The sequence below is a fragment of the Paenochrobactrum glaciei genome, assembly GCF_039522165.1.
Taxonomy (GTDB): Bacteria; Pseudomonadota; Alphaproteobacteria; order Rhizobiales; family Rhizobiaceae; genus Paenochrobactrum; species Paenochrobactrum glaciei.
The window spans coordinates 300,105-322,967 of sequence record NZ_BAAADE010000002.1; the positions used below are offsets into that span (position 1 = coordinate 300,105).

A 22,863-nucleotide genomic window follows, 5' to 3' on the forward strand; every position below is an offset into this window, starting at 1 on the left:
CTTGTATAAAACTGAACTTATTCAGCCAGATATTTATCAGGAATAGCTTTAATTTGCAGGCTTTGCGTTGAAAGAGCGCAGATTGATCCCTATAAACGGGTAAGTCCATTTGAAGTCGGGAGGTCTTGGATACCTCTTGCATATCAAACGAGAGGTAAGGATGCCCTGGAGCAATCAAAATGGCGGCGGCCCGTGGGGAAGCGGCGATAATAATAATAATGGTGGACCGTGGGGGCAGGGCCCTCAAAAGCCTAAAGGCAACGGCCCCAATACCCCACCTGATCTGGAAGACATTTTGCGTAAAGGTCAGGATCGTCTGAAAAAGGCGTTTCCGGGCGGTGGTGCAGGCGGAAGCTCTGGCGGTAATTCCTTCTTTATCGTTTTAATTGCTATCGTAGCTTTTGCATTCTGGCTGTTTCAGGCTGTTTATACAGTGCAGCCGGATGAGCTGGCCGTGGAATTGCGCTTTGGTAAACCGAAGGAAGAAATTTCTGAGCCTGGTTTGCATTTCCATTTCTGGCCGATCGAAACTTATGAAAAAGCTGAGATCGTTGAAAAGCAGATCAATATTGGCGGGCAGGGTTCACGCACAGCCACACAAGGTCTGATGCTGACCGGTGACCAGAACATTGTTAATGTTCAGTTTTCCGTGCTTTACCGTGTTGAAAATCCGCGTGATTACCTCTTTAACGTGCAAAATCCCGACAGCATGGTACAGCAGATTTCTGAAAGTGCCATCCGTGAGGTCGTTGGTCGCCGTCCGGCACAGGACGTCTTCCGTGATAATCGTAGCGTGATTGCGCAAGACGTGCGCACAATCGTGCAGCAGACACTGGATGACTATAAAGCCGGCATTCAGATCAATGCGGTTTCCATCGAAGATGCAGCACCGCCGCGTGAAGTGGCTGATGCTTTTGATGAAGTACAGCGCGCTGAACAGGATGAAGACCGTTTCGTAGAAGAAGCCAACCAGTATTCCAACCAGAAGCTTGGTCAGGCTCGCGGTGAGGCGGCACAGGTTCGTGAAGATGCGGCTGCTTATAAAAACCGTATCGTTCAGGAAGCAGAAGGTGAGGCACAGCGCTTTATCTCTGTTTACGACGAATATATAAAAGCTCCGGAAGTGACCCGTAAGCGTCTTTATCTGGAAACTATGGAACAAGTGCTGCAAAGCACCAAGAAAGTTATCGTAGAGCCGGGTCAGAGTATCGTGCCTTATCTGCCATTGAATGAACTGACGCGTTCCAACAGTCAGGCTCGCAGTAATGAAGGAGCACAATAAGATGGCTCAGAACAGATTTCCGTTCATTGCAGGTCTGATCGCGCTCGTCTGCTTGCTGGTTTATTCCTCTGTCTTTATCGTCACCGAACGCCAGCAGGCTATTGTTCTGCGCTTTGGTCAGATCGTTGATGTGAAAGAAGATCCGGGCATTTATTTCAAACTGCCATTCGGCTTTTTGGAAGCTGATACCGTACAGATGATTGATGACCGTCTGTTGCGCTTTGATTTGGACGATATCCGCGTTCAGGTTGCCGGCGGTAAGTTCTATGATGTGGATGCGTTTCTCGTTTACCGCATTACTGATGCCCGCAAATTCCGTCAGACAGTGTCGGGTAATACGACTTTGGCTGAACAGCGTTTGCGTACACGTCTGGATGCAGCTCTTCGTAGCGTTTACGGTCAGCGTGGCTTTGAGGCTGCTCTTTCTGAAGAGCGTTCAGGCATGATGCGCGAGTTGCGTGACCAGCTGCGCCCGGATGCCACATCACTTGGTCTGACCATTGAAGATGTGCGTATTCGCCGTACAGACTTGACCGCAGAAGTCTCACAGCAGACCTTTGAGCGTATGAAGGCTGAACGTCTGGCAGAAGCTGAGCGTCTGCGTGCGCGTGGTCGTGAAGCTGCACAGCGTATTCGTGCGGTTGCTGATCGTCAGGTTGTGGAAACAATCGCTGAAGCGCGTAAGGAATCAGAAATCCTTCGCGGTGAGGGCGAAGCAGAGCGTTCAAGAATCTTTGCCGAATCTGCTTCCCGTGACAGTGAGTTCTTCTCATTCTATCGTTCGATGTCAGCCTATGGTCATGCCTTGCAGACACCGGATACCAGCATGGTGATCTCACCTGATTCAGAGTTCTTCCGCTTCTTCCGTGATGCAGGCGTTGCAAAACCTGCAACCGGTGCTGAAGCTGCACCAGCAGTACGTGATGCTGCCGGTGAAACCTCTGTCGCACCTGCACAGTAAAACCGGCTGTCAGGTTTAAGTGATGAATGACTTTTTAGCCGCCGTAGGACTTCTCCTCGTTTTTGAGGGGCTGCTCTACGGCGGCTTTCCTTTGATTGCAAAGCGTATGGCTTGGGATGTGACCCAGGCACCTGAACAGGTTTTGCGCTTTGCCGGCATCATGGCGATTGCCATCGGTGTAGGTATCGTTTGGTTGGTGCGCGGCTAAATTTTGCGCTTGTTCAATCCTTTTTGACGATACGCCTTAATCCTGCTGGAATGCGGGATCAGAAAAATATTTAAAAATCAAAATGCCTCATGACATGCCCTCATGGACAATGTGTTGTGCATAGAGTGAGGCATTGTTAATTTATGCACTTTATGGCTGCTGATTATTGAATGTTGCTTTGTTAAAGTTTTAGCATTCAGTTAGCGTGTCAGTGATTGAATATGTGATTTGAATATTGGAGCAGGGCTTGATGGTATCCGCATTTAAAACAGGATTGGTTCGCAACACGTTGCTTGCACTGAGCCTGACCGCTCTGGCACTGCCGCTTGATGTTGCTTTTAATCAGGCCGTGGCGCAGTCAACGGCTGCGGAACTCCATGCAAAAGGCAAAGGCCCTGCCTCGGTGGCGGATCTTGCCGAAGGCTTGATTGATGCGGTGGTTAATATTTCCACCTCGCAAACAATTAAAGGCGAAGGCGATGGTATTGTTCAGGTGCCCGATGTACCTGAAGGGTCACCGTTTCAGGAATTTTTTGACGATTATTTTAAGAAAAAAGACGAAGAGGGCGGCGATGAGCGCTCCGGCAAAGTGCAGTCTTTGGGCTCCGGCTTTGTAGTCGATGCGGAAAAAGGTTTCATCATCACCAACAATCATGTGATTGCTGATGCGGATGAAATTACCGTCAATTTTAATGATGGTGCCAAATTGAAAGCCGAGCTTGTCGGCACGGATACCAAAACCGACATTGCACTTTTGAAAGTTGACCCGAAGAAGCGCAAACTGGTTGCGGTAAAATTTGGTAATTCGGAAGCTGCCCGCATTGGTGATTGGGTGATGGCCATCGGCAACCCGTTCGGCCTTGGTGGCACAGTGACGGTTGGGATTATCTCGGCGCGTAAACGCGACATTAATTCCGGCCCTTATGATAGTTTTATCCAGACTGATGCGGCGATTAACCGTGGGAATTCCGGCGGCCCGCTGTTTGATATGGATGGCAATGTTATTGGCATCAACACGGCGATTATTTCGCCGTCGGGTGGTTCGATCGGGATCGGCTTTGCGATTCCATCTGAAATTGCCGGTAGCATTATGGATCAGCTGAAAGAGTTTGGCGAAGTGCGTCGCGGCTGGCTTGGTGTGCGTATCCAGCCGATCAGCGATGATATGCTGGAAAATCTTGGCCTCAAGGAAGCTAAAGGCGCTTTGGTTGCCGGTTTGATTGACGGTGCGGAAGTTGACAATAAAGCGCTGAAAGCCGGTGACGTGATCCTGCGCTTTGATGGCAAAGTGGTTGACACTGCACGCGATCTGCCACGCCTTGTGGCAGAAAGTGCGGTTGATGAAGTGGTTGATATTGTCATCCAGCGTGACGGCAAAGAGCAGACTGTTAAGGTCAAGCTTGGCCGTATGGTCGAAGCTGAAAAAGCATCCTCATCTGCTGATGAAGAAGATGAAGAGATGATGGATGACGAGGAACTGGAAACAGAAGATCAGGCTCCGCCGCCAGCCCTTGCACCTTCTCCAGAAGAGGGCGCAGCTGAGAAAGGCGACAAGCCTGCGGATGAAGCCAAGCCGGATACAGCCGCAGTCCCTGCCGTAACAGTTCTCGGTATGAAGCTTGGCACGCTTGATGATGATATGCGTGGCATTTACGGCATTGATGAAGAGGTGGAAGGTGTTGTGGTGCAGGATGTGGCACCTAATTCTGCGGCTGCCACAAAGCGCATTGAAGCCGGTGAAGTGATCGTTGATATCGGGCAGGAAGTGATGAAAGCCCCGCAGGATGTGAAAAAGCGCATCGAAGCCTTGCAACGTCAGGGGCGTAAAAACGCTTTGATCATGTTGGCCTCGCGCAGTGGTGAATTGCGTTTTGTGACCATCCGTATCGATTGATTCTGATAATTTTAACAAAGAAGCCGCCGGAGCAGATCATGTTCCGGCGGTTTTTTTATTGTTTTTACAGGGCGTTAAACGTGATTACTCAGAATGTGATTCACGTTTTTGCAAATATTCATCGCGGCTCATCACATAGGTGACGTGTGGCTGTAAATGCGGATACTCATCACTGACTTTCGGGTGTGAAAAATCGCGTGAAGGATCATGCTTCATGCCGATGCGCTTCATCACAGCGGTGGAGCGCTCATTATTATGCACGGCAAATGAAACGATCTCAGGCAGTTTCTTTTCCATAAAACCATATTCGAGCAATGCATTGGCGGCCTCACTGACATAGCCTTTGCCCCATGTTTCAGGGATCAGGCGCCAGCCGATTTCGACAGTGCCCTCTTTGAAGAAAGGCTCCATACTCATGGCAACAAGACCGCAGAAGCCGATGCACTCGCCACTGTCTTTACGCTCTAACGCGTAAAAACCATAACCGGTTTCGGTGATCATGGTATAAAGGCGGTCATAGAGTTTGTCGGATTCTTCGCGGCTCAAGCGAAACGGGAAAAACTCCATAATCTGTTCGTCATGGCTGATACGATGAACCAGTTCACGGTCTTCTTTGCGCCAGTTGCGGATAATTAATCGTTCGGTTTCAAGAATAATCATTTTACAAAATCTGTCTTTCGGTAGCCCTGAATGTAAAGAAGGGCGGTCAGGTCACCGTGATCGACAACCATTTCTGCTTGTGCGGCAACGGACGGTTTGGCATGCAGTGCAACACCGCTGCCCGCAAGCTGCAACATGCCAAGATCATTGGCACCATCACCCACAGCAATCGCGTCAGCCACGGAAATGCCAAGGCGCTCGGTAATGCTTTCCAAACGCTCAACCTTGGCTTCGCGGCCTAAGATCGGATCGCTGACTTCACCGGTGAGCAGACCTTCATGGGTCAGTAATGTATTGGCGCGGTGCTCGTCAAAGCCGATCATCTCAGCAATGACATTGGTGAAGGCTGTGAAACCGCCGGAGACAAGTGCCGTATAAGCGCCATGTTTTTTCATCGTGCGCACCAGCTCGGTGCCGCCCGGCATCAAGGTGATGCGATTGGCAATGACGTGATCAATCACTGAAAAAGACAGGCCTTTAAGAAGTGCTACGCGTTCACGCAATGCCGGTTCAAAAGCAATTTCACCGTTCATGGCACGGGCTGTAATGCCAGCCACCTGATCACGAAAACCGGCTTCTTCGGCCAGCTCATCAATACATTCTTGCTGGATCATGGTTGAATCCATGTCTGCCAGCAGCAATTTCTTGCGCCGGGTTTCTTGTGGCTGCACAATAATATCAACCGGTTCGTCGCCGATTATCAGGGCGAGTTCACTTTTGGCTTGTTCAATGGTGATATCTTTGGGTAAAGCCAGATCACAAGCAATGCCATCTGCCAGCCAGTAAAGACCACTTGCCTTTACTGCTTCTGACGCTTTACTGCCAAGGCTTGCGCTAAGCGCGCGAGCTTCAGGGTTGGAAATCAGAGTAGCAACAAGTGGCGCAGACGATGACATGGAGCAATACCTGTAATGAGTGAAGCAGTTAAGAATGCAATCCTGATAGCCGGAGCAACGGCCAGCGGCAAGTCAGCTCTTGCACTCAAACTGGCAAAAGAACATGACGGTTTCATTGTAAATACAGATTCCATGCAGGTCTATGATGTTCTGAACCTTTTGACCGCGCGTCCGCCAGAAGACGATTTGAACCAGGCCGAACATTATTTATACGGTCATGTGGCGCCATCCGTCACTTATTCAACCGGCAAATGGTTTGATGATGTCAAAGCTCTTTTAGCGAAATCTGAAAACCAAGGGCGGGTGCCGGTTTTTGTTGGTGGTACAGGGCTTTATTTTCGCGCCCTTGTTGGCGGCCTGTCGCAAATTCCTGATGTGCCGGATGATATCCGCCACTATTGGCGGGCGCGGATGGAAGAAGAGGGGGCGGAAAGCCTCCATAAAATCCTATCTGAAATTGATCCGGTAATGGCGGCAAACCTAAAGCCTGCTGACGGGCAGCGGATTTTGCGTAGTATTGAGATTATCAAGGCGACCGGCAAGTCACTTAGTTTTTGGCAAAAGCCGACAGGCACAGCGCTGGTGGATGAAAAATCAGCGCAGAAATTTGTGGTGACACAGGAGCGTCCGGTTTTACGTCAGCGGATTGCTGATCGCTTTGCTTTGATGTGGGATGGCGGTGCGCAGGAAGAGGTTGCAAAACTGATGGCTTTGCTGCTTGATCCGAGCCTGCCTGCCATGAAGGCCATTGGTGTGCGTGAAATTGCGGATTATCAGGCAGGGCATTTAAGCCGTGAGCGCGCGATTGAACTGGCTGTCACCGCAACGCGCCAATATGCCAAACGTCAGAGCACATGGTTCCGCAATCAGTTGGATGAAAGCTGGCAAATATATCGGCCTTGAGCGGTTTAGCATGGCTTTTGGCGGTCAGAATGCAATGATGCAGCAAGGTGTACGTAATTTTCATGCGAATTTTGCGATTTTTTTAATATTTATTTGAATTTATGCGTTGACCTTCGCAAAAGCCGTGGTTAGGGTTCTTCCTATGAAAAAGTTTATTATTCTTGTGGTGGTAAGGCGCATGGGCAGGGTGGTGTAACCATCCGGCGAAAGCTCCCATGCGCGAAAGACAGGCTCCCTAAAGGGGGCCTTTTTTATTATCAAAATACAACGGCAGATTAAGTGAACACAGACAGGAACTAAGGAAATGACTGCAGGTAAACGCGAGGCGGGCACAGGCTCGACAGAGCAACGGGAAATGACCGGAGCGGAAATGGTCATTCAGGCTATGATCGACCATGGTGTGGAACATATTTTCGGCTATCCCGGCGGCGCTGTCCTTCCTATTTACGACGAGCTTTTCCAGCAGGATCAGGTGCAGCATATTCTTGTGCGCCACGAGCAGGGTGCAGGCCATGCGGCTGAAGGCTATGCGCGTTCCACGGGCAAGCTTGGCGTGATGCTGGTTACCTCCGGCCCGGGTGCTACCAATGCGGTGACACCTTTGCAGGATGCCTTGATGGATTCCATCCCGCTCTTGTGCATTTCCGGTCAGGTGCCGACAAGCTTGATCGGTACTGATGCGTTTCAGGAAGCTGACACTATCGGCATTACCCGCCCTTGCACTAAGCATAACTGGCTGGTGAAGGACGTTAATGATCTGTCGCGTATTCTGCATGAAGCCATTCATGTGGCGACCACTGGTCGTCCGGGGCCTGTTGTTGTTGATATTCCTAAAGATATTCAGTTTGCCACCGGTGTTTATACACCGCCGCAAACATCACCGCGCACCAGCTATCGTCCGAACCTGAACGGCGACACGAATGATATTGCGCAAGCTGTTGAAATGCTGATGAAGGCTAAAAAGCCTGTTATCTATAGCGGTGGCGGCGTTATCAATTCTGGCCCTGCGGCTTCCAAGCTGCTGCGCGAACTGGTTGAGTTGGGCAATTTCCCGATCACTTCCACATTGATGGGCTTGGGCGCGTATCCGGCTTCGGGCGATAATTGGCTCGGCATGCTCGGCATGCACGGCACTTATGAAGCCAATATGACCATGCATGATTGTGATGTCATGCTGTGCGTTGGTGCGCGTTTTGATGACCGTATCACCGGACGTCTGGATGCTTTCTCGCCGTTCTCGAAGAAAATTCACATTGATATTGATGCTTCTTCCATCAATAAAACCGTTCGTGTTGATCTGCCGATCATTGGTGATGTGGCGCATGTTCTGGAAGATATGAACCGTCAGATTCGCGCCTCTTCTACAAATCAAGATAAAGATGCACTTGGTGGCTGGTGGGATCAGATCAAGCGTTGGCGTGCGCGTAACTCATTGGCTTATAAGCCGAATAATGATGTTATCATGCCGCAATATGCGCTGGAACGCCTGAACGCGCTGACCAAAAAGCACAAAACCTTTATCACTACTGAAGTGGGCCAGCATCAGATGTGGGCAGCACAGTTTATCCATTTTGATGAGCCAAACCGCTGGATGACATCGGGTGGCTTGGGCACGATGGGTTATGGTCTGCCGGCAGCATTGGGTGTGCAAATTGCTCATCCTGATGCTCTGGTTATCGATGTGGCCGGTGATGCTTCTATTCAGATGTGTATTCAGGAAATGTCGGCTGCTATCCAGCATGGCGCACCGATCAAGATTTTCATCCTGAACAACCAATATATGGGTATGGTTCGTCAATGGCAGCAATTGCTGCATGGTAACCGTTTGTCCCATTCTTACACTGAAGCAATGCCTGATTTTGTTAAACTGGCAGAAGCTTATGGCGCGCATGGTATCCGTTGCAGCAAGCCATCGGAACTTGATGCTGCCATTGAAGAAATGATTGCCATCGATAAGCCGGTGATCTTTGATTGTCGCGTGGCCAATCTGGCCAACTGTTTCCCGATGATTCCATCTGGTAAAGCGCATAATGAAATGCTGTTGCCGGATGAAGCAACGGACGAAGTTGTTGCCAATGCCATTGATGCTGAAGGTCGTTTGCTCGTTTGAGCCGGAGGGAAGATATTATGAATGCACAAAATCTAGCATCCGGTTCCGCATATTTTATTGCGACCGAAACACAGACACCGGAAACCCACACTTTGGCTGTTCTGGTTGACAACGAACCGGGCGTTCTTGCCCGCGTTATCGGCCTCTTTTCGGGACGTGGCTACAATATTGAAAGCCTCACCGTGTCGGAAACCGAGCACGAACAGCATTTGTCGCGCATCACTATCGTCACACGCGGTACACCGCATGTGCTTGATCAAATCCGCCATCAGCTGGAACGCATTGTTCCGGTTCACCGCGTGGTTGATCTTAGCCACCGCGCGATTGAGCTTGGCTATGATCGCCCGATCGAGCGTGAACTGGCACTGATTAAAGTGGCTGGCAAAGGCGAAGCACGCGCTGAAACCTTGCGTTTGACCGATGCGTTTAATGCAAAAATCGTTGATGCAACGACCGAGCATTTTATCGTCGAAATTACCGGCAAGACTGCCAAGGTGGATCAGTTTATTTCGTTGATGAAACCGCTTGGGCTGGTTGAGGTTTGCCGCACCGGTGTTTCTGCGATGAACCGGGGCCCGCAAGGCATGTAAATTTTTATAAAAGGTGGCTGTATGCGCATGTTTCATGCAGTCACCCTTTTTGCGCCCGCGGGAGGGCATCAGCGCTATGTCTGCTGAAATATTTTTGACCCTTGCAGTTTTTGCATTTGTGACTTCAATCACACCGGGCCCAAACAATCTAATGCTGCTGGCATCGGGCGTAAACTTTGGTTTTCGCCGCACGCTGCCGCATATGATCGGTATTGGTGTTGGCTTTTTCGTGTTGCTGATTGGTATCGGTTTGGGGCTTGGCGCCTTGCTGGAAATGGTACCGGTGCTTTATCTGGCGCTAAAATTTGCCGGTGGGGCTTATATGCTCTATCTGGCATGGAAAATTGCCACCTCCACCAGTGTTGGCGAAAGCAAAAAGGCTGATGGCAAGCCGATGAGCTTTTTGCAGGCCGCTGCTTTTCAATGGGTAAACCCAAAAGCATGGGTGATGGGTGTTACCGGCATTGCCACTTATGTCAGTCATGACAATTACTGGCTGTCACTGTTTCTGGTCAGTGGTGTTTTTGCGCTGGTTAATTTCCCAAGCGTTTCGGTATGGGCAGGTTTTGGCACATTGATGCGTAACTGGCTTTCCGATCCGACCAAATTGAAACTCTTTAATATTGTGATGGCATTGCTTTTAGTGGCCAGTCTTTGGCCAATGTTAAAATAATCTTCACTCTTTGTTCCGGCTGGCCTTGCCCTTCCGCGCCGAATCCTGTCTGAAGGGGTATGCAGTTTTCACCGGAACAAGATCAGGCTCTTCAGGAAGTCGAAAAATGGTTGAAAGCGGGTCGTAGCCCGATCTTTCGCCTGTTCGGCTATGCGGGTACTGGTAAGACAACATTGGCGCGCTATTTTGCTGAACACGTTGACGGCGATGTTCAGTTCGCAGCCTTTACAGGTAAGGCCGCGCAGGTTTTGCGCAGCAAAGGTGCGAGCAATGCCCGCACCCTTCATTCATTGATTTATCGCCCGCGCGGCGAGGAAGCAGTGGAAGATGAAACCACGGGCAAAACATCCATTGCCCCGACCTTTTCATTAAACCGCCAAAGCCCTGTCGCCAAAGCCAGCATGATTGTCGTTGACGAATGCTCGATGGTTGATGAACAGCTGGGGCGCGATCTGATGTCGTTCGGCACACCTATTTTGGTGCTGGGTGATCCGGGTCAGTTGCCGCCGATTTCGGGCGGTGGTTTTTTCACTGAACATGATCCGGACTTTTTGCTGACCGAAATTCATCGTCAGGCACGCGATAACCCGATTATCCAGATGGCGCTGGATGTGCGGGAAGGGCGCGATCTTGAATATGGTGATTATGGCCGTGCGCGTGTTATTTCTAAATCGCAAGTCGATCAGGCCGAAGTGCTGGCAGCCGATCAGGTGCTGGTTGGCACCAACAGAACGCGCAAGCGCTATAATCAGCGTCTGCGTGAGCTGAAGGGTTTTACCGCCGATTATCCGCAAGCGGGTGATAAGCTTGTCTGCTTACGCAATGATCCGGCTAAAGGCCTGCTCAATGGTTCCTTGTGGAAGGTGATGACTTCATCACGCGAAACAGTGAAGCCTGGCATTAATCTGCTGGTTTCGCCGGAAGATGATGAGCCGGGTCGTGGCGTTGCCAAGATCAAACTGCTGAAAGCGCAGTTTGAAGATCCGGATACGGAAATTCCGTGGAGCACCAAAAAGCGCTTTGATGATTTTGATTATGGTTATGCTTTGACCACCCATAAGGCGCAAGGTTCGCAATGGAACAATGTGGTGCTGTTTGACGAGAGCTATGCTTTCCGTGATACGCGCGAGCGCTGGCTTTATACTGCCATCACACGCGCGGCTGAACAGTTGATCATTGTTAAATAGGCTCAAACGGGTTTGGCATTAAGCCAAGCCCAAGCCTCGCTTTCATCATCAGCATTAAAGGCTCTGATTTTGACATCCAAAAATGGCTTCACCAATGCAATGCTGGTTTCCAGCCATAGCGGGCCATTGATGACGGCATAATTTTTCAAATGTTTGAGCGCATCTTTGCGCAAATCTTGTGTTGTTTGTGAAAACAGCGTTGGCCAATCCACGCCTTCATAGTCCACCAGCCGGATCAAGAGATCGATTGTTTCATGCTGGCTGTAAGCGCCGGTGAGCAGGCCATAAATATTCTCAACTTCCGCACTGGTGATATGGCCTGCTATTTCGTAGGCAAATAAATCATCACGGTTGGTTTCAATTTTGCGGATGGCTGAAACAGTGTCATTGCGCATGAAGCTTCTCCTTGTGCTAAGTGATTCAGTGTGAGCGCAGGAAATGGCATTCTCGTGGCATAGCAAGACGGCTGAAAACCGGCTTTCGCTAAAAACCTTGCCCCAATATAGCATCATTGACCAATGGATGCGGGGTTTGTAATCAAGTCCCACTTGAATTGATAAAGACAGGGGCGGTCATGTCGGCAAAATTATCTGTAAATGTGAATGCTATCGCCATGTTGCGCAATCGTCGTGATTTGCCGTGGCCAAGTGTTACCGGGCTCGGGCGCATTGCTTTGGCTGCTGGTGCTTGTGGTTTGACTGTGCATCCGCGCCCCGATCAGCGCCATATCCGCTTTAGCGATCTGGCTGAAATCCGTGCACTTTTGGATGATGAGTTTCCACAAGCCGAGTTTAATGTTGAAGGTTACCCGAGCGAACATTTTCTGGAACTGGTGGAAAAGCACCAGCCGGAGCAGGTGACGCTGGTGCCTGATGATCCGGCGCAATCGACCTCGGATCACGGCTGGGATTTTGATAAAAGCGCTCCCATGCTGGCGCCGGTGATTGCGCGCCTCAAAGCGCAAAATATGCGTGTGTCATTGTTTGTTGACCCGACCGAAAAGGGCTTGGACATTGCCAGACAACTTGGTGCTGACAGGGTAGAGTTTTTCACCGGCCCTTATGGTGCTTGTTATGATGAGCCGCAAAAGGCTGCGGCTGAACTTGAAAAACTGCGTCTGGCTGTTACTAAAGCTGACAGTCTTGGGTTGGAGATCAATGCAGGGCATGATTTGACAGTTGAAAATATTCCGGCACTTGCCAAGGTAATGCCGTCTTTGAAAGAAGTTTCCATCGGTCATGGCTTTACGGCAGATGCGTTGATTTACGGCATGGAGGCAAGCGTTAAGCGTTTTATCGCAGCCTTGGAAAGCTGAAGTTTAAACTTTCACCCAATTAACTGTGTTTGTTTGATGTGGCCTGTACGTTGTAGAGACGTACAGGCTTTTTTTGTAAATAAAACATTTTAACACGGAACGATTTTTCATGCCGTTTGTTAACGGTCTTGGCGCTTGCAGACAGGCAGTAAATATGTACGCCTTATCTCGGGTAAGCCGCATCAGTTTATTTATAAGGCGTCAGAGCATGAATAGCGGAAGCAGCTTTTCGCATATGTCTCAACACTCACGTTTTGAAAATGATGATCTGGAGACAGAAGATCCGAAGCCGGATTCGATGCGACTCTTGATCCTCGGCGCTTTGGGCGTCGTTTATGGGGATATAGGCACCAGCCCGATTTATGCCTTTCGTGAAGCTTTGCGCGCTGCCAGTGGCGGCGGTGCGATTGAGCGCGCCGATGTTCTAGGTGTCGTTTCATTGATTTTTTGGGCTTTGACACTGGTTGTCACTGTCAAATATGTGTTTTTCGTTTTACGCGCCGACAATAATGGTGAGGGCGGTATTTTATCGCTGATGGCGCTGGTGCAAAGCGGTGTTAAAAAATATCCGGATATTATCTTAGGTGTCGGCATTTGTGGTGCTGCACTTTTTTTCGGTGATGCGGTGATAACACCGGCGATTTCGGTGCTTTCCGCCATTGAGGGCTTGGAGATTGTCGCCCCCGATCTGAGCCATTTTGTTGTGCCGATTACAGTGACTATTCTGCTCGGCCTGTTTGCTATTCAAAAATACGGCACCGGCAAAGTGGCGATTATTTTCGGCCCTGTGATGCTTATCTGGTTCTTGGCCTTAGGTGGTTTTGGACTGCTGCATATTTTTGATGATCCAAGCGTTATGGCGGCGCTAAACCCTTATTTTGCCTTTCATTTTTTAACTTCCAGCCCTGCGACTGCCTTTATAACAGTAGGAGCCGTGTTTCTGGCAATGACAGGGGCAGAGGCACTCTATGCTGATCTGGGACATTTTGGCGTTAAACCGATTGTGCGGGCGTGGATATGGATTGTGTTTCCCTGTTTGCTGCTCAATTACTTTGGTCAGGCTGCATTTGTCTTGTCGCATATTGGCCAATCGGGTGGCGTTCCTGATCTGCCATTTTATCAGATGCTGCCGAGTTTCTCGCTTTGGCCGATGGTGATCTTGGCAACTTTTGCAACGGTGATTGCCAGTCAGGCTGTTTTAAGTGGTGCCTTTTCGGTGGCACGCCAAGCCGTGCAATTGGGTTTGTTGCCAAGACTTGAAATTCAGCACACATCAGAAAAGCTGCATGGGCAGATTTATATTCCAAAGGTCAATCTGGTGATTGGCCTAACGGTTATTTTGCTGGTCTTCGGCTTTGAAAAATCCAGCAATCTGGCATCCGCCTATGGGATTGCTGTTACCGGTAATATGCTGGTGACGACGAGCCTCTTGTTCTTTGTGATGTCTAAAGTGTGGAAATGGCGTCTGGCTGTAGTCGTGCCATTCATTGCCGGATTTCTGGTGATTGATCTGCTGTTCTTCACGGCCAATATTTTTAAAGTGCTGGATGGCGGATGGGTGTCATTGCTGATGGCAGCGCTTGTCGGCCTGACGATGTGGACATGGGTGCGCGGTTCGCGTTTATTGCTTGCTAAAACCCGTAAAAGCGAGGTGGAGCTGGCGGCAGTTGTCAAACAGCTTGATAAAAAGCCACCATTACTGGTGCCGGGCACAGCAGTTTTTCTGACCAGCAACCTTCAATCTGCGCCCACAGCCCTGTTGCATAGTTTGAAACATTACAAGGTTTTGCATGAGAGTAATGTGTTTCTCACCATTGTGACTGCGCATAAGCCATGGGTGAAGGCGGCAGATCGTGCCCGCGTGTCGCAATATAATGAGCGCTTTATGCAGGTGACTTTGAGCTTTGGCTATATGCAGCAGCCTAATATTCCGCGTGCTTTGGGCGCTTGCCGTAAGCTTGGCTGGAAATATGACATTATGACCACGTCATTTTTTCTGTCGCGGCGTACTTTAAAAGCATCACCCCAATCAGGCATGCCACTATGGCAGTCTAAATATTTCATCATATTGGCTCGCAGTGCTGCCGATGCCACACAATATTTCCATATTCCGACAGGGCGCGTGGTGGAAATCGGGACGCAGGTGAACATTTAAAGCAGGTCTGCGTAATAAAATTTCAAAATTTGACGAAAATGTAAAACACTCTTGACGGTTTTAGAATCTGCTCTTATGAATAAGAACCGTACCGTACGGTACAGGTTTGGAATTTGGAGGAGCTTTATTCCGTCATGTCAGCAGAAGATACGCATAACAATCCATTGCAGGATGAAGCCGCAGCCGATGCGCGCGCTGAATTTCCGCAGGGCTTGTCGCCGCGTCAGAACGATGTTCTGGAGCAGGCGTTGCGTTTGCTGGTGGAAGGGGGCGACCGTGCACTGACCACTTCGGGTATTGCACGCGCTGCCAATTGCTCGAAGGAAAGCCTTTATAAATGGTTTGGCGACCGTGACGGTTTGCTGACCGAAATGGTGCGCTGGCAAGCATCGAAAGTGCGGGTTGTGCCGGTGGCGCGCGAGAAGCTGGACGCGGAAGCGCTGTTTTCCACGCTGGAACATTTTGCCCGTGACTGGCTGCTGGTTTTATCCGGTGAAACCTCCATTGCTTTGAACCGCTTGGCGGTCAGCCATGCAGGGTCGGGTAAATCAGCTTTGGGACGCATTGTGGTGGCCAACGGGCCGGCAGCCATGGCTGCACGTCTTAACCCCGTTTTGACCATGGGGCAGGAAGCAGGTTTGCTGGCCTTTGATGATATTGAAGAAGCCTTCCGGACATTTTTCGGTCTGGTTGTGCGCGATATGCAAATCCGTTTGTTGCTTGGGGATGAGCACAAATTGGGTGATGCAGAAGTTATTCGTGATGCACGACGGGCAACACGACAGTTTTTTGCTCTCTACGGGGCATAGAGCAACGGCAACCGCAAGGACGCCTTAAAAAATAACACGCTTTAACATAAGGGAAACTCGAAATGCGCGTTTATTATGATAGTGATGCCGACGTAAACCTGATCAAAACCAAGAATGTTGTTATTGTTGGTTATGGTTCACAGGGTCGTGCACACGCACTGAACCTGAAAGATTCCGGTGCAGAAAAAATCCGCATTGCACTGCGTGAAGATTCAGCAACCGTTGCTAAAGCTAAAGCTGACGGCTTTGAAGTTATGAATGTTGCAGATGCAGCCAAATGGGCTGATCTGATGATGATGGCGACCCCTGACGAATTGCAGGCCGACATCTATAAAGACCACATCCACGCAAATCTGCGTGATGGTGCAGCGATTGCTTTCGCACACGGTCTGAACGTTCATTTCGGCCTGATCGAAACCAAAAAATCTGTTGACGTTGTGATGATCGCGCCTAAGGGCCCGGGTCACACCGTGCGCGGCGAATATCAGAAGGGCGGCGGCGTTCCTTGCCTGATCGCTATCCATCAGGATGCTTCCGGCAATGCCCATGATCTGGCTCTGTCTTACGCTTCAGGCGTTGGCGGCGGTCGTTCCGGCGTTATCGAAACCACCTTCAAGGAAGAGTGCGAAACCGACTTGTTTGGTGAGCAGGCCGTTCTCTGCGGTGGTGTTGTTGAACTCATCCGCACTGGCTTTGAAGTTCTGGTTGAAGCAGGTTACGCACCTGAAATGGCTTACTTTGAGTGCTTGCACGAAATGAAGCTGATCGTTGACCTGATCTATGAAGGCGGTATCGCCAACATGAACTACTCGATCTCCAACACCGCTGAGTGGGGTGAGTATGTTTCCGGCCCACGCGTGATCACTGCTGAAACCAAGCAGGAAATGAAGCGCATTCTGCACGACATCCAGACCGGTAAGTTTACCTCTGACTGGATGCAGGAATATAAAGCCGGTGCATCCCGCTTCAAGGGCATCCGTCGCATGAACGACGATCATCAGATCGAAGAAGTTGGTGCGAAGCTGCGTGGCATGATGCCATGGATTGCTAAGAACAAGCTGGTCGACAAAGCACGCAACTAATTTCCTATTTTCGCGGCTTTGGCCGCGAGGGTGATTGCTAAGAACAAGCTGGTCGATAAGGCACGCAACTCCTTTAGCAATTGCCATATGATTAAAAACCGCCCTGTCTTTTAAATAAGGCAGGGCGGTTTTTTATTGTCTGACATTTTTTTGACCATCCGCTGTTTAAACTTGTAAATGCTGTGCGCTATGGTGCTGCATGCGTTGAATGGGATAAACTGATGAATGAATGCCGCGAAAATACTGTCTACCGAGCCACAAAAGTTGATGTGCGCATTGTCGACGGGCCGCTTGATTATGCTGTGCAGCATCGTGAGGCCATTGCAGAAAACTGGCGGCAGGATATCCAAAAACATCCATCACTTTTTAATGGCGAGCTTTATCTGGCGCCTGAAGCACGATTTGAAAATGGTGTTTTTGAAGCCGGCTTTATTCGCGATTCTTATGCGACCTTGATGTATTGGCGCAAAGATCCGGCACCCGTTCGTCCTTGGCATATTTTCGGCATCGGCGTTATTGTGTCATCAGATAATGTGTTGATTGCTGCGCGGATGGCCGGCTCAACAGCTGCTGCATCGCGTATTTATTTTCCGGCCGGATCAATCGACGATCATGATGTGAATGAGGGGCGTGTTGATTATGATTATAATATGCAGCGGGAAGTGAAAGAAGAAACAGGGCTTGATTTGCGGGACGCGCACGCAGAGAAGGGCTATGCGCTGGTGACGGGCAATCGTTCGGTGGCTTTGTTCAAACGTCATTATTTCAATCAGACCGGTGCAGAACTGATTGCGCAAATCCGGCAGGTTTTATCCATGCAAGATGAGCCGGAACTGGATGATGTTATTGCGATTTCTGCCGCTGGCATGATGGGCGACGCCACGCCTACATATGTGCGGGCATTTGCCGACTGGCATTTTGGTCATAAATAAACTGTAAGCAGCAGATGACAATGGGGGAAAATTGGTTATCTATAGAGGCGCAATGAGGTGCCGCTGCTCATTTCAGCGGAATGTTTCAGGTTCTGATAGCGTTGTGAGGCAATTACCGGATGTCATCTGCACGGTTTTATGAAATCTATGATGTTTTTACGGATAAGGCGCTGGCTGGAAACCCGCTGGCGATTGTTCATGATGCTCAAGGCTTGAGCGATGCTGAGATGCTTTCCATCGCGCGCGAGTTCAATCTGTCTGAAACTGTTTTTGTTTCGCCTCCGCAAAACCCGTTGCATACTGTGGCTCTGCGCATTTTTACACCCGGTTTTGAGCTGCCTTTTGCAGGCCATCCGACCGTTGGTACGGCAATTTCGCTGGCTGCAAAGCTGAAAGGCGAAACAGAAGTCGATCAGATTGTCGTGCTGGAAGAAAAAATCGGTCTGGTGCGCTGTGTGGTCAATAGTCAGGATAATGTCAGCTTTGCTGAGTTTGATCTGCCGCAATTGCCAAAACAACTGGATATCAAGATTGAAAAAGAGGAAGCCGCAGCAGCCATAGGGCTTGGTGCGCATGAGATTGGTTTTGAAAACCATGTCTCAGGTGTCTGGAGTGCGGGTGCACCTTATTTAATGATACCGGTTGCCAATATGATTGCCGCTGCCAAAGTTTCGGTTGATCCGGTGTTTGTGCGCGAAAATCTCACCAATGTGAATGGGCGCTCACTGCCGATCTATATTTATTGCCGCGATACACGCCTGTTTGACAGTGATTATCATGCCAGAATGTTTGTAACCGAAGGCAATGTGTATGAAGATCCGGCGACCGGATCGGCAGCGGCAGCTTTTGCCGGCGTGGTACACAGATTTGATCAGCCGCTTGATGGCGTGGCGCAAATATGGATTGAGCAAGGCATTGAAATGGGGCGCCAGTCACGCATCAGGCTGGTGCTGGAGATTAAGCAGCAGGAAATCACCAATGCCCGCATTGGCGGCAGTGCGGTGAAGGTTGCCGACGGCCATCTCTATGTTTAAGATTAAAAAAAGAGCAGCTGATCAGGCTGCTCTTTTTATTTCAATAGTTTATCTTGTGATCAGCGAACAACCAGAACCGGCACTTCGCTCATATTGATCACTTCATTGGTCTGGCTGCCAAGCAACATGCGCTTCAAACCGGTGCGGCCATGCGATGCCATAACAATCAGATCGCAACCCAATTTCTTGGATGCTTCGAGAATGGAATCGGCAGCGGAAATGTCGCTGGTGTGCATTGTCTCGACCGCAACATTTAGCTCATCAGCACGCTTTTTTGCTTCGCTTAATGTCTTTTCTGCGAAATCTTTCCATTCCTCTTCATATTGGTCAATGAAGGCCTGTGTGTCTGTCCAGCCACCTGGCAGACCTGAAATGGTATAAGGTGCAGTAACGGTAATGATAGTCGCTTTGCTGTTGAGCTTTTGCGCCAGTTTCAAACCCTGATCCACTGATTTAGCAGAATGAGCGGAACCGTCTGTGGTGATGAGAATGTGATTATACATGTGATTACCTTTTTATCGCACCGATAAAATGCTGCCTTTAGTGTGAAGGAACAATGATCATAATCAATGCCCGTCGATATATTTGATTAAAGCGCAAGAAAATTCCGGTTTTTAATATGCCGGAAAAGCAAAAAGCGAGGCTTTTTCAAGCCCCGCCTTTGTCATTATCAGGATGCGTTTTGCTGGCGTGTGTCTCTTTTGGCCTGAGCAACACCGGCTGCCTTTTTTTGGCGTCCGCGTTCCATCGGGTTGATGAGATTTTTTGCGCGGATTGAAGCGGTATCTTTCACGCCTTTATGTGCATGGCGGGTGTTGAAAGGTGCTTTGCTGTCAGCCGCTGCTTTTTTCAGTTCCAGCGCATGTTCGGCATTGGCAACAAGCTCAAGATGAGCGGCCATTTGCTGACGGCGTTGGTTTTCTGCGTTCAGGCGGCTCATGGCCATGGCAAGAACGCGAACTTTCAAACGCGAACCGTCATCGGCCGTAGAGGCTGTTGTGCCACGCGGGCTGGAACGGCCTTTCATTTCGCGGCGGCGCTGATTGGCAGCAGCTTTTGCCTTTTCGCGGCGCTCGCGCATCAGTTTAATCAAAGATTTAAGCTCGGCATCAGAAAGGTCTTGAAGTTCCGGATGGCGCGATTTGGTAACAAGCTCAAGCTCATCTTTATTCAGGGCACGGTCTTCATCTTTACGGGTAATGGCCATTATTAAATTCCTTTCCGTTCATTTGATGCGCAATTAAATTTAACACTCACATGAATGTTAAATTTATTGAATATACTTTATTCAATGAGAAATTATATTCTTCAAGCTATAAAATTGATTTTGTTTCATTTAATGAAATAGATGACTGCGGCAGAATTATGCATGCCGCGTTTTTTTGATAAAAATCTGTGCCTGCACATGGACGGGAAAGGGAGCTCTTATGATTACGGAAAAAGATCATCAATTTCTTCAGCGCTGTGTTGAACTGGCAAATGCTGCTGTTGATGCGGGCGACGAGCCTTTCGGATCTGTATTGGTTTCTGCTGAGGGAAAAATTCTCTTTGAAGACCATAATCATGTGGCAGGCGGTGATCATACGCAGCATCCCGAATTTGCTATTGCACGTTGGGCCGGACAAAATATGAGCCTTGAAGAGCGTCGGCTGGCAACTGTCTATACGTCCGGCGAACATTGTCCGATGTGCGCTGCGGCGCATGGCTGGGCAGAGCTTGGCCGCATTGTTTATGCCAGTTCTACCGAGCAACTAGTGGCGTGGCTGACTGAGCTTGGCGTCAAACCGGGTAAGGTAAAACCACTGCGTATTGGCGATGTGATCAAGGATACAGTGATTGAAGGGCCGGTTGAACCTTTTGCAAGCGAAGTGCACAAACTGCATATTCGATTTCATTGCGCACAATAAACGCAACCATATATTCAAAAAAAGCGACCCGTTAGGGTCGCTTTCAGCAAGCCTGTTTAAGGCACATCATCAGGACGAACAATGCCGCCCTCGCTTTCAAGTGTAGAAAGTCGCTTGGTCTCAGAGGCGGTGAATTTTAAACGCACGCCGACGCCACGCGTGTCTTCAGGAATAAAAACAGCGCCTAATTCTTCCAGCGCGTCTTGTAGTTTATCAATAATCCTGTCGTCCGGTGTATCCAATTGACGTTCAAAATGCTCGATCATTTTCGCATCCACACCGGAAGCAGTCGCTAGCCTGTCGCGTGAGATTTCAGTTAAAGCGCGAGCTGCACGACATAGTGGTCCAGTTATCATAGTGATCTCCTTCCGGTCGTTGAAATGATTCATGTCTATTATTGTAATGATTGAAAACCGGCTTGGTTCCCGCTTTTTTATAATCTTGCTATATAGGGCAGCAATTTCAAGCTATTGTTGGGGAAAGCTCGTAAATAGTTTTATATATGCCGGAGTTTTGATGGTGAGATTTTTTATAATGGCTCTGGGCTGCATTATTTGTGCATGCAGCATTTTTTATTTTTATTATTTGAGTAATTTTTGGTGCAATGCCGGTATCTTTGCCTGTCTTGAATTTACGTCAGACTGGGCGATGACGGTTTTTTATCTGCCAACCGCCATTGGCTTGCTTATCATTGGGGCGGGATTTCTTATGGGCCGTAAGCCTTAAACCGTTTTGAAAATACCTGCGGTTTCACGTTTGATAAATTCAATACGTTCTTCAATGGAGCCTGTGGGCACATCAATCAGCTGGTAGCCAAGCTTGGTGTAGGTGGCAACCATTGCTGCATACGTATCGACAGCAACATCAAAGCTTTGCTTGCGCTCTTCATCTTGCGCGTAAATCTCCTGCCAAGGCGGCAGAATGAAAACTTTGCGATTATAGCTATAGTGCTCGGCAGCCTTTAAAATATGTGCAGGTACAGCCAAGCCGGACAAATGCAAATAGCCAATAATATCAGGTACGCCGCGATCAAAAAACATCGGAGCCCCATTTTTCACAGCCATGTGCCATGAGCGCATCTCCCAGCCGAGCATTTGTTCAGCAAAACCGGCGGGGTCAAGCCATGGCAAAAAAGGGCCGTCAATCAGGTTTTGGGATTGGATAATGCCTCTGCCAGCCTCATCGGAGCAGGCATAGCCTTGCCGTTGCAGGGCTTCCAATAGGGTGGTTTTACCCGCACCGGGGCCACCGGTCAGAATAATGAATTGATCAGAAATGTGCTTCATTGAAAAATCTCTTGAATTAAGGGTGAATAGGAGGCGTTAGCGGTTTAAATTCCATGACTCGTAAAGTGCGTTCAGTTCATTGGCTGAATATATTTCAACGAGCGGCAATTGGGTTGTTCGCAATAGTTTGGAGTATTTTTTGTCGCTGTCTTTGGTCTTAAAGATGATCCAGTCAATCATGCTCCATTTGACACTATCTTGTGCGCCATCCAGATGACCGGCACGGTCCGCATTATTAATGAGCGTGCGTTTGAAATAGCGATAAAGCCGCAGCCAACGGTTTGAGGTGAGTAGAATGGCACCTGTTGCACGTTCCAGTCGTTGCGGCATTAGCCGACTGTAATTGCCTTCCATCACCCAATGATCTGCCAAAATGGCTTGATCATGAAGAGTTTCAAATTCTTCGTCAGGGCGCTTTTGCCAATTTGTGTTAGGCAGGTGATGATATTGATCAAGATGGATTGCTGGCACAGCAATTTTCTGCGCGATGGCGACAGCTAAAGTTGATTTGCCAGCATTAGAGGGGCCGATAATGACAATCCGTTCCCCGAGAGACTTTAAGGGCAGCATAATACACCATGTAAAATATGCAGTTAAACAGAGGGCTATTGTGAAAGTCAGGGGAAATATAAAGATAGAAGATTACAAGCTGATGTGTAGATCATAATTTCCGGCAAAGCCGGAATAATATCAATGTCTTAGAAGAATTTGGTGGGTGCGACAGGGATCGAACCTGTGACCCGCTGATTAAGAGTCAGCTGCTCTACCAACTGAGCTACGCACCCACTCATAAGGCCGCAGCCTCAAGAAGTGATCGGTTCTATAAACACATGTTTTAAACCTGTCTACCCTCTGTTTTCATTTTTTTGTATTTTCTAGCAGCATATTGATATTTTTTTGAAAACTTGACCTTCCTCACACTCAGAAATGAGCTTGGAGCCGCTATTTTCTATGAGAAAAACATCGAAAATTTTTAAAA

25 protein-coding genes and 1 tRNA gene are annotated in these 22,863 nt (G+C 49.1%); 17 read left to right on the plus strand and 9 right to left on the minus strand.

The genetic code is table 11. The annotated features are described in order from the left end of the window. The first annotated feature begins 160 nt into the window (after nucleotides 1–160). The 4 genes from hflK (at nucleotide 161) to ABDZ76_RS07760 (ending at nucleotide 4,345) form a co-directional block, all read left to right on the plus strand. Nucleotides 161–1,282 carry an FtsH protease activity modulator HflK gene (hflK, locus tag ABDZ76_RS07745; protein WP_343803977.1) on the plus strand — a complete coding sequence of 374 codons (1,122 nt, stop codon included), beginning with the start codon at nucleotides 161–163 and terminating at the stop codon, nucleotides 1,280–1,282. A gap of 1 nt (nucleotide 1,283) precedes the next feature. Then, a complete protein-coding gene (gene hflC, locus ABDZ76_RS07750) occupies nucleotides 1,284–2,243 on the plus strand; it encodes a protease modulator HflC (protein ID WP_343803980.1) in 960 nt (319 codons plus the stop codon). Between the two features lie 22 nt (nucleotides 2,244–2,265). Further along, a complete protein-coding gene (locus ABDZ76_RS07755; protein WP_343803983.1) occupies nucleotides 2,266–2,451 on the plus strand; it encodes a DUF2065 domain-containing protein in 186 nt (61 codons plus the stop codon). A gap of 349 nt (nucleotides 2,452–2,800) precedes the next feature. After that, nucleotides 2,801–4,345: a Do family serine endopeptidase gene (locus ABDZ76_RS07760; protein WP_374844586.1), complete on the plus strand. Its 1,545-nt coding sequence runs from the start codon at nucleotides 2,801–2,803 to the stop codon at nucleotides 4,343–4,345. Between the two features lie 84 nt (nucleotides 4,346–4,429). On the opposite strand, the gene ABDZ76_RS07765 is transcribed toward ABDZ76_RS07760, so the two are convergent. Further along, nucleotides 4,430–5,005, minus strand: a complete 576-nt coding sequence (locus ABDZ76_RS07765; protein ID WP_343803989.1) for a GNAT family N-acetyltransferase — start codon at nucleotides 5,003–5,005, stop codon at nucleotides 4,430–4,432. After that, complete coding sequence (gene serB, locus ABDZ76_RS07770; RefSeq protein WP_343803992.1) at nucleotides 5,002–5,901, minus strand: phosphoserine phosphatase SerB; 900 nt, start codon at nucleotides 5,899–5,901, stop codon at nucleotides 5,002–5,004. The genes ABDZ76_RS07765 and serB overlap by 4 nt, the downstream gene beginning before the upstream one ends. A 15-nt stretch (nucleotides 5,902–5,916) precedes the next feature. Here serB and miaA point away from each other — a divergent pair, with 15 nt between their 5' ends. From miaA to ABDZ76_RS07795, 5 genes are all read left to right on the plus strand, one after another. Next, nucleotides 5,917–6,804 carry a tRNA (adenosine(37)-N6)-dimethylallyltransferase MiaA gene (gene miaA, locus ABDZ76_RS07775; protein WP_343803995.1) on the plus strand — a complete coding sequence of 296 codons (888 nt, stop codon included), beginning with the start codon at nucleotides 5,917–5,919 and terminating at the stop codon, nucleotides 6,802–6,804. Between the two features lie 304 nt (nucleotides 6,805–7,108). Further along, nucleotides 7,109–8,914 (plus strand): acetolactate synthase 3 large subunit, encoded by a 1,806-nt coding sequence (locus tag ABDZ76_RS07780; RefSeq protein WP_343803998.1) that lies wholly within the window; start codon nucleotides 7,109–7,111, stop codon nucleotides 8,912–8,914. 17 nt (nucleotides 8,915–8,931) lie between these two features. Continuing rightward, nucleotides 8,932–9,504, plus strand: a complete 573-nt coding sequence (gene ilvN, locus ABDZ76_RS07785) for an acetolactate synthase small subunit (RefSeq protein WP_343804001.1) — start codon at nucleotides 8,932–8,934, stop codon at nucleotides 9,502–9,504. Between the two features lie 76 nt (nucleotides 9,505–9,580). Beyond that, on the plus strand, nucleotides 9,581–10,177 hold the full coding sequence (locus tag ABDZ76_RS07790; RefSeq protein WP_343804003.1) for a LysE family translocator: 597 nt from the start codon (nucleotides 9,581–9,583) through the stop codon (nucleotides 10,175–10,177). A 59-nt stretch (nucleotides 10,178–10,236) separates the two neighbouring features. Further along, the gene (locus tag ABDZ76_RS07795) at nucleotides 10,237–11,364 is read left to right on the plus strand and encodes an ATP-dependent DNA helicase (RefSeq protein ID WP_343804005.1); all 1,128 of its coding nucleotides are present in this window, start codon (nucleotides 10,237–10,239) and stop codon (nucleotides 11,362–11,364) included. A gap of 2 nt (nucleotides 11,365–11,366) precedes the next feature. Here ABDZ76_RS07795 and ABDZ76_RS07800 read toward each other — a convergent pair whose 3' ends face one another. Then, nucleotides 11,367–11,759 carry a SpoIIAA family protein gene (locus ABDZ76_RS07800; protein ID WP_343804007.1) on the minus strand — a complete coding sequence of 131 codons (393 nt, stop codon included), beginning with the start codon at nucleotides 11,757–11,759 and terminating at the stop codon, nucleotides 11,367–11,369. Between the two features lie 179 nt (nucleotides 11,760–11,938). Here ABDZ76_RS07800 and ABDZ76_RS07805 point away from each other — a divergent pair, with 179 nt between their 5' ends. From ABDZ76_RS07805 to ABDZ76_RS07830, 6 genes are all read left to right on the plus strand, one after another. Then, nucleotides 11,939–12,679 carry a pyridoxine 5'-phosphate synthase gene (locus ABDZ76_RS07805; protein WP_343804009.1) on the plus strand — a complete coding sequence of 247 codons (741 nt, stop codon included), beginning with the start codon at nucleotides 11,939–11,941 and terminating at the stop codon, nucleotides 12,677–12,679. 235 nt (nucleotides 12,680–12,914) lie between these two features. Beyond that, nucleotides 12,915–14,834 (plus strand): potassium transporter Kup, encoded by a 1,920-nt coding sequence (locus ABDZ76_RS07810; protein ID WP_343804726.1) that lies wholly within the window; start codon nucleotides 12,915–12,917, stop codon nucleotides 14,832–14,834. Between the two features lie 134 nt (nucleotides 14,835–14,968). Further along, the gene (locus ABDZ76_RS07815) at nucleotides 14,969–15,643 is read left to right on the plus strand and encodes a TetR/AcrR family transcriptional regulator (RefSeq protein WP_343804011.1); all 675 of its coding nucleotides are present in this window, start codon (nucleotides 14,969–14,971) and stop codon (nucleotides 15,641–15,643) included. A gap of 62 nt (nucleotides 15,644–15,705) precedes the next feature. Continuing rightward, on the plus strand, nucleotides 15,706–16,725 hold the full coding sequence (gene ilvC, locus ABDZ76_RS07820; protein WP_343804013.1) for a ketol-acid reductoisomerase: 1,020 nt from the start codon (nucleotides 15,706–15,708) through the stop codon (nucleotides 16,723–16,725). A gap of 221 nt (nucleotides 16,726–16,946) precedes the next feature. Next, nucleotides 16,947–17,657: an NUDIX hydrolase gene (locus ABDZ76_RS07825; protein ID WP_343804015.1), complete on the plus strand. Its 711-nt coding sequence runs from the start codon at nucleotides 16,947–16,949 to the stop codon at nucleotides 17,655–17,657. 119 nt (nucleotides 17,658–17,776) lie between these two features. Next, nucleotides 17,777–18,691, plus strand: a complete 915-nt coding sequence (locus tag ABDZ76_RS07830) for a PhzF family phenazine biosynthesis protein (RefSeq protein WP_343804018.1) — start codon at nucleotides 17,777–17,779, stop codon at nucleotides 18,689–18,691. A 59-nt stretch (nucleotides 18,692–18,750) separates the two neighbouring features. Here the strand turns inward: ABDZ76_RS07830 and ABDZ76_RS07835 are convergent, their stop codons facing one another. Then, entirely contained in the window at nucleotides 18,751–19,194 is a 444-nt protein-coding gene (locus ABDZ76_RS07835) for a universal stress protein (protein WP_343804021.1), read from the minus strand. Between the two features lie 167 nt (nucleotides 19,195–19,361). Further along, nucleotides 19,362–19,898: a hypothetical protein gene (locus ABDZ76_RS07840; protein WP_343804024.1), complete on the minus strand. Its 537-nt coding sequence runs from the start codon at nucleotides 19,896–19,898 to the stop codon at nucleotides 19,362–19,364. 220 nt (nucleotides 19,899–20,118) lie between these two features. On the opposite strand from ABDZ76_RS07840, the gene ABDZ76_RS07845 reads away from it, so the two are divergent. Next, nucleotides 20,119–20,598 carry a nucleoside deaminase gene (locus ABDZ76_RS07845; protein WP_343804027.1) on the plus strand — a complete coding sequence of 160 codons (480 nt, stop codon included), beginning with the start codon at nucleotides 20,119–20,121 and terminating at the stop codon, nucleotides 20,596–20,598. A gap of 56 nt (nucleotides 20,599–20,654) precedes the next feature. On the opposite strand, the gene ABDZ76_RS07850 is transcribed toward ABDZ76_RS07845, so the two are convergent. Beyond that, entirely contained in the window at nucleotides 20,655–20,954 is a 300-nt protein-coding gene (locus ABDZ76_RS07850) for a helix-turn-helix domain-containing protein (protein ID WP_343804030.1), read from the minus strand. Nucleotides 20,955–20,985: 31 nt separating this feature from the next. Between ABDZ76_RS07850 and ABDZ76_RS07855 the strand changes: the two genes are divergently transcribed. Further along, nucleotides 20,986–21,324 carry a hypothetical protein gene (locus tag ABDZ76_RS07855; RefSeq protein WP_343804033.1) on the plus strand — a complete coding sequence of 113 codons (339 nt, stop codon included), beginning with the start codon at nucleotides 20,986–20,988 and terminating at the stop codon, nucleotides 21,322–21,324. Here ABDZ76_RS07855 and ABDZ76_RS07860 read toward each other — a convergent pair. The 3 genes from ABDZ76_RS07860 to ABDZ76_RS07870 form a co-directional block, all read right to left on the minus strand. Then, nucleotides 21,321–21,884: an AAA family ATPase gene (locus tag ABDZ76_RS07860; protein WP_343804036.1), complete on the minus strand. Its 564-nt coding sequence runs from the start codon at nucleotides 21,882–21,884 to the stop codon at nucleotides 21,321–21,323. The genes ABDZ76_RS07855 and ABDZ76_RS07860 overlap by 4 nt on opposite strands. 36 nt (nucleotides 21,885–21,920) lie before the next feature. Further along, entirely contained in the window at nucleotides 21,921–22,454 is a 534-nt protein-coding gene (locus ABDZ76_RS07865) for a P-loop NTPase family protein (RefSeq protein ID WP_343804039.1), read from the minus strand. A 139-nt stretch (nucleotides 22,455–22,593) separates the two neighbouring features. Beyond that, nucleotides 22,594–22,669: transfer RNA gene (locus tag ABDZ76_RS07870), tRNA-Lys, on the minus strand. Nucleotides 22,670–22,863: the final 194 nt, after the last annotated feature.

Coding starts and splice junctions, on each gene's coding strand:
- hflK (WP_343803977.1), top strand. CDS start 161: ATGCCCTGGAGCAATCAAAATGGCGGCGGCCCGTGGGGAAGCGGCGAT.
- hflC (WP_343803980.1), top strand. CDS start 1,284: ATGGCTCAGAACAGATTTCCGTTCATTGCAGGTCTGATCGCGCTCGTC.
- ABDZ76_RS07755 (WP_343803983.1), top strand. CDS start 2,266: ATGAATGACTTTTTAGCCGCCGTAGGACTTCTCCTCGTTTTTGAGGGG.
- ABDZ76_RS07765 (WP_343803989.1), bottom strand. CDS start 5,005: ATGATTATTCTTGAAACCGAACGATTAATTATCCGCAACTGGCGCAAA.
- serB (WP_343803992.1), bottom strand. CDS start 5,901: ATGTCATCGTCTGCGCCACTTGTTGCTACTCTGATTTCCAACCCTGAA.
- miaA (WP_343803995.1), top strand. CDS start 5,917: ATGAGTGAAGCAGTTAAGAATGCAATCCTGATAGCCGGAGCAACGGCC.
- ABDZ76_RS07780 (WP_343803998.1), top strand. CDS start 7,109: ATGACTGCAGGTAAACGCGAGGCGGGCACAGGCTCGACAGAGCAACGG.
- ilvN (WP_343804001.1), top strand. CDS start 8,932: ATGAATGCACAAAATCTAGCATCCGGTTCCGCATATTTTATTGCGACC.
- ABDZ76_RS07790 (WP_343804003.1), top strand. CDS start 9,581: ATGTCTGCTGAAATATTTTTGACCCTTGCAGTTTTTGCATTTGTGACT.
- ABDZ76_RS07795 (WP_343804005.1), top strand. CDS start 10,237: ATGCAGTTTTCACCGGAACAAGATCAGGCTCTTCAGGAAGTCGAAAAA.
- ABDZ76_RS07800 (WP_343804007.1), bottom strand. CDS start 11,759: ATGCGCAATGACACTGTTTCAGCCATCCGCAAAATTGAAACCAACCGT.
- ABDZ76_RS07805 (WP_343804009.1), top strand. CDS start 11,939: ATGTCGGCAAAATTATCTGTAAATGTGAATGCTATCGCCATGTTGCGC.
- ABDZ76_RS07810 (WP_343804726.1), top strand. CDS start 12,915: ATGTCTCAACACTCACGTTTTGAAAATGATGATCTGGAGACAGAAGAT.
- ABDZ76_RS07815 (WP_343804011.1), top strand. CDS start 14,969: ATGTCAGCAGAAGATACGCATAACAATCCATTGCAGGATGAAGCCGCA.
- ilvC (WP_343804013.1), top strand. CDS start 15,706: ATGCGCGTTTATTATGATAGTGATGCCGACGTAAACCTGATCAAAACC.
- ABDZ76_RS07825 (WP_343804015.1), top strand. CDS start 16,947: ATGAATGAATGCCGCGAAAATACTGTCTACCGAGCCACAAAAGTTGAT.
- ABDZ76_RS07830 (WP_343804018.1), top strand. CDS start 17,777: ATGTCATCTGCACGGTTTTATGAAATCTATGATGTTTTTACGGATAAG.
- ABDZ76_RS07835 (WP_343804021.1), bottom strand. CDS start 19,194: ATGTATAATCACATTCTCATCACCACAGACGGTTCCGCTCATTCTGCT.
- ABDZ76_RS07840 (WP_343804024.1), bottom strand. CDS start 19,898: ATGGCCATTACCCGTAAAGATGAAGACCGTGCCCTGAATAAAGATGAG.
- ABDZ76_RS07845 (WP_343804027.1), top strand. CDS start 20,119: ATGATTACGGAAAAAGATCATCAATTTCTTCAGCGCTGTGTTGAACTG.
- ABDZ76_RS07850 (WP_343804030.1), bottom strand. CDS start 20,954: ATGATAACTGGACCACTATGTCGTGCAGCTCGCGCTTTAACTGAAATC.
- ABDZ76_RS07855 (WP_343804033.1), top strand. CDS start 20,986: ATGTCTATTATTGTAATGATTGAAAACCGGCTTGGTTCCCGCTTTTTT.
- ABDZ76_RS07860 (WP_343804036.1), bottom strand. CDS start 21,884: ATGAAGCACATTTCTGATCAATTCATTATTCTGACCGGTGGCCCCGGT.
- ABDZ76_RS07865 (WP_343804039.1), bottom strand. CDS start 22,454: ATGCTGCCCTTAAAGTCTCTCGGGGAACGGATTGTCATTATCGGCCCC.